We start from the raw sequence: 13,306 nt of genomic DNA on the forward strand, positions 1-13,306 counted from the left end.
CTCCCGGGCGCAATGACCCCGGAGCGTGGCGTTCACATAGCCCGTCTCTGTGTTATTTGCTCGCGAGTTGCTCTTGCGTGTAGAAGCCGTCCTTCACGACGGTGTCGAGGTTCGCCTTGGTCAACCTGGTCGGCTGCAGCAGCACCGTATCGACCTTCTTCTTGCCGTTGTCGTATTGCGCGTTGAACGCCGGCTTGTCACCCCTGGCAAGCGCGACCGACAGCTTCGCCGCTTCGCTCGCGATCAGCTTCAGCGGCTTGTAGACCGTCATCGTCTGCGTGCCGGCCGCCACGCGCTTCACGGCAGCGAGGTCGGCATCCTGACCCGAGATCGGTACCTTGCCCGCGAGGCCTTGCGCGGCGAGCGCCTGGATCGCGCCGCCCGCGGTGCCGTCATTCGACGCGACGACTGCGTCGATCTTGTTGTTGTTCGCGGTCAGCGCGTCTTCCATGATGCGCAGCGCGGTCGATGCGCTCCACTCCGGCACCCACTGCTGGCCGACCACCTTGATGTCACCCTTGTCGATCGCCGGTTGCAGCACCTTCAGTTGGCCCTGGCGCAGCATCTTCGCATTGTTGTCGGTCGGCGCGCCGCCGAGCAGGAAGTAGTTGCCCTTCGGACGCACGTCATAGACGCCCTGCGCCTGCATCTCGCCGACCTTCTCGTTGTCGAACGAGATATAGGCGTCGATATCGGCGTCGAGAATCAGGCGGTCATACGACACGACCTTGATACCCGCTTTGCGTGCTTCGGCCACGACGTTGCCGAGCGTCTTCGAGTTGAACGGCACGATCACAATCACGTCGACGCCGCGCGAGATCAGGTTTTCGATCTGCGAGATCTGGCGCTCTTCGCTCGCATCGGCCGATTGCACCGACACCTTCGCGCCGAGCTTTTCCGCCGCGGCGACGAAATAGTCGCGATCGCGCGACCAGCGCTCGACGCGCAGATCGTCGATACAGAAGCCGATTTCCGGATGAGCCTTGCTGGCGTGCGCGAGCGGCGCGGCGAGCGACAGGCTGGCGAGTACCGCGCCGCACAACAGCGAACTCAGGACGTTACGACGCATTGCGAATTTCATTGATGTCTCCTTTTTGTGTAGTGATAGCCGGAATACCGGACGTATCGGTCTGCGCTGCGAGCCGCAGACTCGGACAAGCGACAACCCACAGCTTGCTGGTGCGCGCGGTCGACGTGGCCGCGCGATCTTTATTCAACGTCCGCTATAAATCGCCTGATTTACGATGTTTTCCATGTGTTCCTGTTGCCCGCTCACATGCCGCGGATTCAGATCGCGCGCCAGCGTGTCCGCGGCGAGCGTCGACAGCGAATACCCGCCGGACAGGATCTTGCGGCCGAACTCGCCATCCCAGCCCGCGTAGCGTTGCCGCTTGAACTGCTCGAGGCGCTCGTTTTCGACCAGCACCGCGGCGCGTTCGAGGCCTAGCGCGAGGTTGTCGATCGCGCCGATGTGGCCATAAAACAGGTCTTCCGCATCGACACTCTGGCGCCGCACTTTCGCATCGAAGTTCATGCCGCCGCTCGTGAAGCCGCCGTGGCGCAGGATTTCGTATAAGGCCAGCGTGAGTTCCTCGACGCTGTTGGGAAATTGGTCGGTGTCCCAGCCATTTTGCGGATCGCCGCGATTTGCATCGACGCTACCGAAGATGCCGAGCGCAAATGCGGTCGCAATCTCGTGATGGAACGAGTGCCCCGCGAGCGTCGCGTGATTCGCCTCGATGTTGACGCGAATCTCCTTGTCGAGGCCGTGCTGCAGCAGGAAGCCGTGCACGGTCGCGACGTCGTAGTCGTATTGATGCTTGGTGGGCTCCTGCGGCTTCGGCTCGATCAGCAGCGCGCCCTTGAAACCGATCCGGTGCTTGTGTTCGACGACCATGTGCAGGAAGCGCGCGAACTGCTCGCGCTCGCGCACGAGGTCGGTGTTCAGCAGCGTGTCGTAGCCTTCGCGGCCACCCCACAACACGTAGTTTTCACCGCCGAGGCGCAGCGTCGCGTCGAGCGCATGACGCACCTGGGTCGCCGCAAAGGCGAAAACCTCCGGATTCGGATTTGTCGCGGCGCCGGCCGCGTAACGCGGATGCGAAAACAGATTCGCGGTGCCCCACAGCAATTTGACACCGGTATCCTGCTGCTTGCGCGCGAGGTAGTCGGACACGCGCAGGAAGTTCTCGCTGTATTCCTTCACGCTCGCGCCTTCGGGCGCGACGTCGGTATCGTGGAACGTGTAGTACGGCGTGCCGAGCTTCGAGAAGAATTCGAACGCGGCGTCGGCCTTCTGCAACGCCCGCTCCATTGCGTCGCCGGGTTGCTGCCACGGCCGCCGGAACGCGCCCTGACCGAAGATATCGACGCCGGGCCATACGAAGGTATGCCAGTAGCAGACGGCGATACGCAGATGTTCCTCGAGCGTCTTGCCGAGTACCTTCCTCGTTTTGTCGTAGTGACGGTACGCGAGCGGGTTGTCCGATTGCGGGCCTTCGTAACGGATCTCTGGAATGTGTTCGAAGTAGGACATCGGCGTCTCCAATGTATGGTGCATTGCAACCCACGCGAGAAGCCGCGCAGGCCGACAAAGTGACGCCATGCTGCCGCTTGCACGATGTGCCGGCAATTGCGAAATTGCGCAGCGCGCTTGATGTTTCTTACCGCCCGCGCGTTTGTTTACTGCCGCCGCGCGATTCGGCGCCTAGAATAACCAGACGCTTAAAAACGGGGCTGCTCCCAGGCACCCGACACAATGGAGACAAAGGCGCGTGGTCCATCGAGCCACCCGCCGCTCACCGCCATGACCCGTCCACAAGCACCTCAGACAACCCATCGCATCGCGCTGCTGTTCAACGCGAACAAGGTCTACGATCGCGAGATCATCACCGGCATCGGCAACTACCTGCTGTCGACGCGCGTCGCATGGGATCTCTTCCTCGAAGAAGACTTCCGCTGCCGGCTCGCGGGTATCCAGCGCTTCGACGGCGACGGCATCATCGCGGACTTCGACGATCCCGCCGTCGACGAAGCCCTGCGCGACTGTCCACTGCCGGTGGTCGCGGTCGGTTCGTCGTACGAGGATCCGACGCAGTACCCCCCGGATTTACCCTATATCGCGACCGACAACAGCAAGCTCGTGTCGCTCGCGTACACGCACCTGATCGGCGCGGGCCTCGAAAACTTCGCGCTGTACAGCCTGCCGCAGGCGCAGGAAAACCGTTGGGCGCAACAGCGCGAACTCGCCTTCGCGCATCTGCGCAGCGCGGACGGACGCAGCGCGGCGCAGATCGATAGCGAGATCTATCGCGGTCTGTCGACGAGCGCGCCGTCCTGGAACCAGGCCATCGAACAGCTGACCACGTGGCTGCGGCAACTGCCGAAGCCGGTCGGCATCATCGCGGTGACCGACGCGCGTGCGCGGCATTTGCTGCAGGCATGTCTGATCGCGGGCATTCCGGTGCCCGAGGAAGTCGCGATCATCGGCATCGACAACGATCCGCTCACGCGGACGCTGACGCGTATTCCGCTGTCGTCGGTGATCCAGGGCACCGAGGAAATGGGCCGTACCGCCGCGCACATCCTGCATCAGATGCTGCACGGCGCGCGCTTTCCGGGGCGCCGCATTCTGGTGCCGCCGGTCGGCATCAACGTGCTCGAATCGACGCGGCATCAGCCGCTCGCGAGTCCTTACGTGATGCGCGCCCGCCATTTCATTCGCCAGTACGCGTGCCAGGGCATCCGCACCGAGCAGGTGGCCGACTATGTGGGCGTGTCGCGTTCGTCGCTCGAAGAGTATTTCCGGCGCGAGCGTCAGTGCACCGTGCATCAGGAGATCCTGCGCCACAAGCTCGACGTCGCGAAGTCGCTGCTCGCGAAACGCGATGCGTCGAGCGCGGAAGTCGCGATCCGTTGCGGCTTCACGTCGCTGCAATACATGTACGCGGTATTTCGCCGCGAACTCGGCTGCACGCCGCGCGAATACCAGGAGCGCGTGGGCCCGAAGACCAAAACCGCTGGCTGAGCATGCTTTCCATTTTTTCTTCGCACTGACCACATGATCAGCATCGCACAACTCTCTTCCGAGCCATGGGGCACGCTGCAGGGCGGCGATCGCGTACGGCTTTACACGTTGCGCAACGCGCACGGCATGAAAGTCGCCATCAGCGACCTCGGCGCGACGCTGGTTTCGTGGCACGCACCGGATCGCGCCGGACGTCTCGGCGATATTCTGCTCGGTCACGACACGCCCGCCGAATACGTGGCGGCCTCGACCTACATGGGCGGACTGATCGGCCGCTGGGCGAATCGCATTGCGGGCGCGCGCTTTTCGCTCGACGGCATCGAGTACACGCTCGATCGCAACGAAGGTCCGAATCTCCTGCACGGCGGCACGGTCGGTTTTCATCGGGCGTTGTGGGAGGTCGCCGAGGACGACGGCGCGTTGCTGATGCGGCTCGAGTCGCCCGAAGGCGATGCCGGTTTTCCGGGCAACGTGACGGTGCAAGTACGCTATTCGCTCGACGACGACGGCACGCTGACGATCGGCTACGAAGCGATCACCGACGCGCCGACGCCGCTCAATCTGACGAGCCATCCCTACTTCAACCTGACCGGGCGCGCGGGTACCGACATTCGCGGCCACGTGCTGTCGATCGACGCCGAGCGCTTTTTCGAAGTCGACGCGACGATGATTCCGTGCAAGCTCGCCGACGTCGCGGGCAACGCATTCGACTTCCGGCAGAGCGCGCCGATCGGCGGCCGGCTCGACTGGCCGCACGCGCAACTCGCGCGCGCCGGCGGCTTCGATCATTGCTACGTGCTGCGCGAGGCGCCGGCAAACGCGATGCAGGGCAACGAGGGCCACGCGCCGCCGCTGCGCGAAGTCGCCTGGGCATACGATCCGGGCAGCGGACGCGAACTGACCGTCGCGACCGATCAGCGGGGCTTGCAGTTTTACACGGGCAACGCGTTGAACGGCAACCCGGGACGCGGCGGTGTTCGCTATCAACGGCACGCCGGCTTGTGCCTCGAGGCGGGCGGTTTCCCGAACGAGGTCAATATGACCGGGCAGAACGAAGTGATCGTGCGACCCGGAGATACTTATCGGCAAATCACGAGTTATCGCGTCGATGTGCGCAAAGGTGTGTGACCAGATTTACGGCCGCTTTTGCGCTGTTTTACGAGAACCCGCGACGGCGAGATTACAGCTCGCCGACTACCCGTTCTTGGCAATACTGAATTAGTCGGCTAGTGGTTTTCCCCAAGTTCACCCCCCTCTAGACTGCGCTTATGGCACCGGTATCGCTGCGGTGCCGGATAGACAACTACGGAGGGAAACATCATGAAATCGCTTATCCAGGCAGTTGCGCTTACGGCCCTGATCGCTGCGCCGGTCGCGTCGTTCGCGCAATCGGAACAGCCGATCACGCGGGCCGAAGTCAAGGCACAGGTGCAGCAACTCGAACAGATTGGCTATAACCCGGCCATCGTGCTCGATGCCCAGTATCCCGCGGACATCCAGGCGGCCGAGGCACGCGTCTCCGCGATGAACGCGAAGGGCCAAGGCGACACGTCTGGCTATGGGTCGTCGATGGGCGGATCATCGCAAGCGGGCCATCATCCGATGTGGGTCAATCCGGACGGTCAGTGACGAGTCGCGAACGTATAGCGAATGTCCGTAGCGAGGAAAGATTCTCGAGTTAACGGCCCTTTCCCCTCTTTGCGGTTTTCGCCGTTTCGAACCGATATGAAGCGGGCGCATGTTTTCAAGGCATGCGCCCGCTCTTTACGTTTATGCGGCACTAACAACGTACCGCCAATTCTGACGCCGCGGCAGATTCACCCAGCCCGTGCCTGCGGGCATTCCGCCTGATACCAGATGTCCACCTGCCTCTGCGCGCGCTCGAGACTCGCCGGATAGTCAGGATCAAAGCGTCGTTCAGGGTGGTAGCCCGCTTGCCGCAGCGCTGTCAGTTCGCTCATGCTCCGCTGGTGCGTGGCCGGTGCCTTGTTCCTGAGGTCGGTCAGATCGCGGCATTGCGTTGCACTCAGATGCGTTTGCGCGCCACCATTCCCGCCGCCCGCCGCGCAGCCAACGAGCGTGAGCACCAACACGGCAGAGATCGACCGCATCCGGGTCGTGATGTTCATGTTGTGCCTCCTTTGGGGAAATGACCTCGTCGCGAATGCCGTCTTCCCACGCGGCCCTTCGCATCTCTGAACCGGCTTCTTCGCCTGTCGTCATTTTGAATTATTGGAAACGTCTGTGAAAGTCGCCACCCATTTCATCAACCACGGTTTCGATACGGACATAGACTTTCCCCTGGTGAATGCCGATTCGCCTGCGCAACAGTTGGCGCGGCGTTTTCCCCTCAACGAGGGAGCCGGTCCCTCACACCAAGGAGACATGCGATGCCCCGCACCGCCGCTGAAAAACGCGCCGCTTTCCGCGCGCTGCACTCGTCTGGCTGTTTCGTGCTGCCCAATCCGTGGGACGCGGGCAGCGCCCGTTATCTGCATACACTCGGCTTCAAGGCGCTCGCGACGACGAGTTCCGGTTTTGCGTGGTCGACCGGACATGCGGACAACACGTTGCCGCGCGAAACGATCCTCGCGCACCTGCGCGCAATCGTCGACGCGACTGATCTGCCGGTCAACGCCGACTTCGAAAACGGCTTCGGCCGCGACCCGGAAGAAGTCGCCGAGAGCGTGACGCTCGCGGTGGAAACGGGCGTCGCGGGCCTGTCGATCGAAGACTCGACCGGCAACCCCGCCGCGCCGCTGTTTCCGGTCGACGTCGCCGTGCAGCGGCTCAGCGCGGCGCGACTTGCGATCGATCAGAACGGCGGCGACACGCTACTCGTCGGCCGCGCGGAGAATTTCTTCGCCGGCAAGCCCGATCTCGACGATGCCATTGCGCGTCTGAAGGCCTATGCGGCGGCGGGCGCCGACTGCCTGTATGCGCCCGGCATCCAGACGCGCGAGCAGATCGAAGCGGTGGTCGCGGCCGTCGCGCCGAAGCCCGTCAATCTGCTGATCGGCTCGACATCGACCCTGACGTTGCAGGACGTGGCCGCGCTCGGCGTGCGGCGGATCAGCGTCGGCGGCGGGCTCGCGCGCGCGGCGTGGGGTGGCTTCATGCACGCCGCTCAGGCGCTGGCCGATGGCCGCTTCGACTTCACCGGCGCGACGGCGGGCATGCAGCTCAATGAGCTTTTCAATCGCAGCGTGTGAAAAACGCCGCGCAAAAGACGCCTCATCAACCTGAGATCGCCACGCTGCGTCGAACTCATCGGAAAAGCCACGACGTTTCCGATGAGAAAAGTGCACGAACGCCTGAATCGGCGCACAAAGGCCCCCGCCACGCCAAATGTTATGATCGGAAACATTATTCGCCCGATCAAGCGCATACCCCGACCAGCAGCAAGCCTCATGGACACCCACCTCACCAAATCCGCCGACACGTCCTCCACCGATCTCGGCCGGCGCGTGCGCGCCGCCCGTCAAGCGCAGGATCTGACGCTCGAAACCGCGAGCCGCCTGTGCGGTGTCTCGCGCTCGACGCTGTCGAAGGTCGAAAACGGCCTGATGTCCCCCACGTTCGACGTGCTGCAAAAAATCGTGCTGGGCCTGAAGATCGAAATTGGCGAACTGTTCGGCTCGACGCCGAAAGTCAGCGCGAGCGGCCGGCGCGCGCTGACGCGCAAGAACGAAGGCCAGCGCCACGCTTATCGCGGCTATCAGATGGAGTTGCTCGCCACCGACCTGGCGCACAAGGCGATGCTGCCGTTTCGCATCCGCATCTCGGCGCACACGCTCGACGCATTCGACGACTGGGGCCGCCACGAAGGCGAGGAGTTTCTCTACGTGATCAGCGGCAGCGTGTGCCTCTATTCGGAGCTGTACGCGCCGACACATCTGAACACGGGCGACAGCCTCTACTTCGACAGCCGCACGGGTCACGCGGCGGTGTCGACCAGCGAGGAAGACGCCGAAGTGTTGTGGATGGCGACCAATGCGGACCTTCCGCATACACCGCCTGCCGCGAACGAGTCAGCGAAGAAATAGCGTGCCCTGCGCGGTGCGCGCACTCAGCGCGCCGCCAGCGCCCGTTGCGCGAGTTGCGCGATATGCAGTGCGTGTCGCCCTGTGCCGTGCTCGATCTGCTCGCGACAACTGAAGCCGTTGGTCAGCACGATCGTTTCCGCATTCGCCGCGATAGCGTCGCGCACGGCCTCAAACATGTCCTCGCCGATCTTTTCCGACAACGCGTGATGCTCGATGTTGAAGCCGAACGATCCCGCCATCCCGCAGCAGCCGGTATCGAGCAGCTTCCATCTGACGCCGAGCTTGTTCAGCAACGCCGTGTCGCCCTGCATGCCGAATAGCGCCTTCTGATGACAATGGCCATGCACGATCACATCGGCCGCGAGCGTCGGCCACTCGAACGGCTGACGCGCGACGAAATCGGCAAACAGATATGTTTGCGCGGACAGCTTCTTCGCCAACGCATGATCGGGGAGTTGCTTCAGCAACTCGTCCTTGAACACCGATAGACAGCCAGGCTCCAGACCGACCAGCGGCACGCCGGCGGCGATGTCGTCCGCGAGGACGTCGACGATATGCGTGAGCAGCTCGCGCGCGCGTTCGAGCAGGCCGAAGTCGTACAGCGGACGCCCGCAACACAAACGTTTCTTCGGCAATACGACGTGCCAGCCGAGTTGCGTGAGCACCTCAGCGGCGGCCTGCGCGATCTCGGGCGTGAAGTGGTCGTTGAATGTATCGACCCACAGGATCACCTTCTTTGCGTCGCCGCCGAGCGCATGAATCGCGGATGCTTGCGACGACGCACTCCGTCGATAAGTTGCAGCGGCGAACCGCGGCAACGCACGCGTCTGCGCCACGCCCGCGAGCCATTTGCCGAGCGCGGACAAACCGGGCGCCGTCGTCAGAAAGTTCGTCGCGCGCGGAAAACGCGCGGCCCACGGTGCCCATTCGCCGATCCGCCCCATGAACAGCGCCTGACGCGGCCGACGATTGTTCTCATAGTAGTGGGAAAGGAACTCCGCCTTGTACGACGCCATGTCCGTATGCGTCGGGCAATCGGACTTGCAGCCCTTGCATGCGAGGCAGGTATCGAGCGCTTCTTTCACTTCGCGACTGTTCCAGCCATCGGCGATCACGTCGCCTTGCAGCATTTCCCAGAACAGATGCGCGCGCCCGCGCGTCGAGTACTTTTCCTCGCGCGTGCCGCGATAGCTCGGACACATCGTGCCGCCTTCGAGCGAGCGGCATTTGCCCATGCCGATGCAGCGTTCGATCGCACGCTGAAAGCCGTCGCCTTCCTGGCTCGCGAACGCGAGCTTCGTATGCAGCGTCACCGGCTTGTACGCAGGGCCCATGCGCAGGTTTTCGTCGGCGCGGTATGCATGCACGACTTTGCCCGGATTCAGACGATTCGCCGGGTCCCAAGTCGTCTTGAACTGCTCCATCGCCTGCATCAGCTCGGGGCCGTACATGATCGGCAGAAACTCGGCCTTCGCCTGGCCATCGCCGTGTTCGCCCGACAGCGAGCCGCCGAATTGGACCACCAGTTCCGCCGCTTCGCGCAAGAACCCGCGCCACCTCGCGATACCTTCCGCGCTGCGCAGATCGAACGTGATGCGCGCGTGCACGCAGCCGTCGCCGAAATGGCCGTACAGGCTCGTCTCGTAGCCATGCCGATCGACGAGCGCCTGAAACGCGCGCAGATAATCGCCGAGCCGCAGCGGATCGACCGCCGCGTCTTCCCAGCCGACCACCGGATCGGGCTTGTCGCGATCCACTGACAACGCGACCGCCGACGCCCCCGTCTCGCGAATCGACCACACCTTCGCCTGCAAGGCGCGATCTTCGACGAGCATCGTCGAGATTTGCGGCCCGGCCGCGCCCGATTGGAAATACGCGGCGGCGTCGCGTGCCTGTTGCAGCACCTCGTCCTGCGTGTGCGCGCCGAATTCGAGCACGACCCACGCATCGCCTTCGGGCAGCAGTGCGATCTCGTCCTTCTTCAGGCCGCGCGCCTGCAAGCCGCGAATGATCGCGCGGTCGAGTCCCTCGACTGCGATCGGCCCGCAGCGCATGAAATGCGGCACCGCGTCCGCCGCCGTATAGATGTCGGTGAAGCCGACCACGACGATCACGCGCCTGGCCGGACTCTTCACGAGCCTCACTTTCGCCTGCAACGTGACCGCGCACGTGCCTTCGCTGCCGACGAGCGCACGCGCGACGTTGAAGCCGTTTTCCGGCAGCAGTTGATCGAGATTGAAGCCCGACACGCGCCGTTTGATCTGCGGGAATTTCGCGCGAATCCGTTCGGCGTAGGTGTCGCGCAGTTGCTTGAGCGCCGCGTAGATTTCGCCTTGTCGGCCACCCGCCGCGATGATGCGTTCGAGTTCTTCCCCGGAGGTCGGGCCGACCCAGAAACGCGCGCCGTCGAAGGTCGCGATTTCGAGCGCTTCGATGTTCTCGACGGTCTTACCGGCCATCACCGAATGCGCGCCGCACGAGTTGTTCGCGATCATGCCGCCGAGCGTGCAGCGGCTATGCGTGGCGGGATCGGGCGCGAACGTGAGGCCGTGCTGTTCGGCGGCATCGCGCAAGGAGTCGCACACCACGCCCGGCTCGACGACCGCGACGCCCGCAAGCGGATCGATCGAGACGACGCGGTTCAGATACTTGCTCGCGTCGGCCACGACCGCGACGTTCACGCATTGGCCGTTCTGCGACGTGCCGCCACCGCGCGCGAGAAACGGCACGTCGTTGCGACGGCATGCGGCGAGCGTTGCGAGCAGATCGTCGATATCGGCCGGCACCACGACACCGAACGGGACTTGCCGATAGTTCGACGCATCCGATGCGTACAATGCTTTGGAACCCTGATCGAATCGCACCTCGCCGCGCACGTGCTGGCGCAGGTCGCTTTCGAGCGCCTGCAATAGCTCCGGGCTGGCCGAGAAAGGCGTGGCGACACGCGGTTCATGCAAAGCGCCCCGCTGCGCGCCAACCCGCCGCTCTTCATCCAATGACAATGACGTCCCCACTGCGCACCTCGTCTGCGATGCCGGCGCTCGCGCCGCCGTCAGCGCTCAGGCCGCCTGGCTCGCGGTCATCCGGAAGATGCCCTGTGCGTTGCCCGCGTCGAAACGCAGGTCCGTTTCCCAGCGGCGCGCGTCCTGATCGAAACTGCGCTTGCGCGTAATGAATTCGAAGAACGAGCCCGGCACGTCGCGCGTGACGACGCTGCCGTCGGCCGCGCGAAATTCACGCTGCACGACATCCGCGCGATACGCGGTCTGGAACACGCGCCCGGAACGCGAATGCTCGACTTCGGGCTTCATCGGCCGCCCCTTCGCCTTCTGTTCGTCCGACAGCTTGAAGACGTCCGCGACGCGATCGGTCGCGTGATTGAACGCATTACCTTCGGTCGCGATCCACGCCATCTCCGCCGATTCCTTCAACAATACTTCGTAATCGGCTTCGCGTGGCATCTCGTGCTGACGCGCGAACGCACCAACGATCACCGGTAGCAACTCCTGCGCCGCATCGAGCGGCAGCAGGCCATCGCGTTCGAGTTCCCACAAGAAGCCATGGGCGCGCGGCGTCAACGGATCGCGCGAGCCACCGATCACGTTCGTCACCGCCTGCTGGAACGCCGCGGAAAAACGCTCCGGGTGCAGTTCGCTGACGAAGAACTGCGCGATCTCGTCGGCGGCGTCCTCATGCGCCCACGCGCGGCCGGTCATGCCGAGACGATCGAGCGGGTAACGGCCGTTGATCCGAAAGCCGAGCGGCCGCAGGATGCGCGCGAACGCGGCCTCGCCGGGCGGCAGCGCGCCGCTGTGCGGCCAGCGCACGGTGCGCAGCGCGCCATGATCGAAGTACACGCTGCCGCCGGCGGCGACGGTTTCCTCCGTATAGCGGCGGCCGTTTTCCGAGCGCGCGAGCAGATCGTCGAACAGCGCCATGTTCATCGCCTGTGCGAGTTCGGCGCGCGTGACGCTGCCGCTTTCCCACTCGTTCAACACACGCGGATGATTCAGCGTCGCAAACAGGCGCGCGGCTTTCTGCGCGCCCAGCAGCTTCACCAGCAGTTGTTCGACGTTCGCATTCTTCAGGTTTCGCATCCGGCTTCTCCACGCTATACGTTGAGCGCTGCACGAGCGCCTCATAACGGGCGAGATTATTCAAAATGCGCTGCGCCCCCGTAAAGCGAGATAAACTCGCCACTTGATGCGTTTTTGGAATTAACGTGCGAAAGTTCAAGATTCCCAACATGGGCGCGCTGCTCGCGTTCGAAGCCGCCGCGCGGCACCAGAGCTTCACGCATGCGGCGCGCGAACTGTTCCTCACCGAAAGCGCGGTGTCGCGACAGATCAATACGCTCGAAAGCAATCTCGGCGTGCGGCTGTTCGTGCGCGTCAAGCAACGCGTGGTGCTGACGCGCGCGGGCAAGGTCTACAGCGCGCAGGTGCGACGCTCGCTCGAACACCTCGATCGCGACACGCTGTCGATCATCGCGCACGGCAGCGGCGGCGGTTATCTGGAACTCTCGGTATTGCCGACATTCGCATCGCAATGGCTGATTCCGCGCATGGCCACATTCAATGAACAATACCCCGAGGTGCGCGTGAACATGGGCGTGCGTACCGCGACGTTCCCGTTCGCCGAGACGCATTTCGAAGCGGCGATTCACTACGGCAAGCCGACTTGGCCGGGTACGTCGGCCGATTTTCTGTTCTGCGAGGAAGTGGTGCCGATCTGCGCGGCGAGTCTGCTGAAGCGGCCGGTCCGCAACGTCGCCGAACTACTGAACTATCCGCTGCTGCATTCGACGACGCGACCCGACGGCTGGGCGAGCTGGTTCGCGAATCTCGGCATCGACGACAACCGCACGATGCAGGGCGTGCGCTACGAACTGCACACGATGCTGATCAGCGCTGCCGCGGCCGGACTCGGCATCGCGCTGGTGCCGCGCTTTTTCGTCGACACGCAGTTGCAGCAGTTCGGTCTCGTGATTCCGTTCGACACACCCGCGCTCGCCGAGGCGGCGTACTACCTTGTCTATCCGACCGAGTTGAGTCACGGCAAGCCGCTCGCGAGTTTCCGCGAGTGGCTGCTGCGCGAGGCCGCCGCATACGGCGCGATTTATCCGGAGTTGGTGGAGCGGCCAGAAGTGGCGCCGAGAATTCGGACAGGTCGGTAAGTGGAAAAGCTGGGACGTGAGTCGGTCATAATGGCCGGCAACAAGGAACCAGAAGAT

Annotated in this window: 11 protein-coding genes; 6 read left to right on the forward strand and 5 right to left on the reverse strand. The window is 63.6% G+C overall.

Annotated elements, in window-relative coordinates; translation table 11 throughout:
• Positions 1 to 52: 52 nt before the first annotated feature.
• Complete coding sequence (gene xylF, locus HWY30_RS16475; RefSeq protein ID WP_090808463.1) at positions 53 to 1,081, reverse strand: D-xylose ABC transporter substrate-binding protein; 1,029 nt, start codon at positions 1,079 to 1,081, stop codon at positions 53 to 55.
• Between the two features lie 132 nt (positions 1,082 to 1,213).
• A complete protein-coding gene (xylA, locus tag HWY30_RS16480; protein WP_090810360.1) occupies positions 1,214 to 2,536 on the reverse strand; it encodes a xylose isomerase in 1,323 nt (440 codons plus the stop codon).
• 270 nt (positions 2,537 to 2,806) lie between these two features.
• Between xylA and HWY30_RS16485 the strand changes: the two genes are divergently transcribed.
• The 3 genes from HWY30_RS16485 to HWY30_RS16495 all read left to right on the forward strand — a co-directional run bounded on the left by HWY30_RS16485 (position 2,807) and on the right by HWY30_RS16495 (position 5,656).
• Complete coding sequence (locus tag HWY30_RS16485; RefSeq protein WP_090808461.1) at positions 2,807 to 4,027, forward strand: XylR family transcriptional regulator; 1,221 nt, start codon at positions 2,807 to 2,809, stop codon at positions 4,025 to 4,027.
• Between the two features lie 33 nt (positions 4,028 to 4,060).
• The gene (locus HWY30_RS16490) at positions 4,061 to 5,155 is read left to right on the forward strand and encodes an aldose epimerase family protein (RefSeq protein WP_090808459.1); all 1,095 of its coding nucleotides are present in this window, start codon (positions 4,061 to 4,063) and stop codon (positions 5,153 to 5,155) included.
• 192 nt (positions 5,156 to 5,347) lie between these two features.
• Entirely contained in the window at positions 5,348 to 5,656 is a 309-nt protein-coding gene (locus HWY30_RS16495) for a DUF4148 domain-containing protein (protein WP_018424216.1), read from the forward strand.
• Between the two features lie 188 nt (positions 5,657 to 5,844).
• Here the strand turns inward: HWY30_RS16495 and HWY30_RS16500 are convergent, their stop codons facing one another.
• Positions 5,845 to 6,156 (reverse strand): hypothetical protein, encoded by a 312-nt coding sequence (locus HWY30_RS16500; RefSeq protein ID WP_090808458.1) that lies wholly within the window; start codon positions 6,154 to 6,156, stop codon positions 5,845 to 5,847.
• A 261-nt stretch (positions 6,157 to 6,417) separates the two neighbouring features.
• On the opposite strand from HWY30_RS16500, the gene HWY30_RS16505 reads away from it, so the two are divergent.
• Positions 6,418 to 7,239, forward strand: coding sequence for an isocitrate lyase/PEP mutase family protein (locus tag HWY30_RS16505; RefSeq protein ID WP_090808456.1), 822 nt, complete (start codon positions 6,418 to 6,420; stop codon positions 7,237 to 7,239).
• 198 nt (positions 7,240 to 7,437) lie between these two features.
• Positions 7,438 to 8,073, forward strand: a complete 636-nt coding sequence (locus tag HWY30_RS16510; RefSeq protein ID WP_090808454.1) for a helix-turn-helix domain-containing protein — start codon at positions 7,438 to 7,440, stop codon at positions 8,071 to 8,073.
• Positions 8,074 to 8,096: 23 nt separating this feature from the next.
• On the opposite strand, the gene HWY30_RS16515 is transcribed toward HWY30_RS16510, so the two are convergent.
• Both HWY30_RS16515 and HWY30_RS16520 read right to left on the reverse strand, forming a co-directional pair.
• Positions 8,097 to 11,069, reverse strand: coding sequence for an FAD-binding and (Fe-S)-binding domain-containing protein (locus HWY30_RS16515; RefSeq protein WP_090808452.1), 2,973 nt, complete (start codon positions 11,067 to 11,069; stop codon positions 8,097 to 8,099).
• Positions 11,070 to 11,132: 63 nt separating this feature from the next.
• Positions 11,133 to 12,170 (reverse strand): DUF1338 domain-containing protein, encoded by a 1,038-nt coding sequence (locus HWY30_RS16520; protein ID WP_090808449.1) that lies wholly within the window; start codon positions 12,168 to 12,170, stop codon positions 11,133 to 11,135.
• Between the two features lie 125 nt (positions 12,171 to 12,295).
• On the opposite strand from HWY30_RS16520, the gene HWY30_RS16525 reads away from it, so the two are divergent.
• Positions 12,296 to 13,249 carry a LysR substrate-binding domain-containing protein gene (locus HWY30_RS16525; RefSeq protein WP_176078902.1) on the forward strand — a complete coding sequence of 318 codons (954 nt, stop codon included), beginning with the start codon at positions 12,296 to 12,298 and terminating at the stop codon, positions 13,247 to 13,249.
• Positions 13,250 to 13,306: the final 57 nt, after the last annotated feature.

The organism is Paraburkholderia tuberum STM678 (assembly GCF_902833905.1).
GTDB classification, from domain to species: domain Bacteria; phylum Pseudomonadota; class Gammaproteobacteria; order Burkholderiales; family Burkholderiaceae; genus Paraburkholderia; species Paraburkholderia tuberum.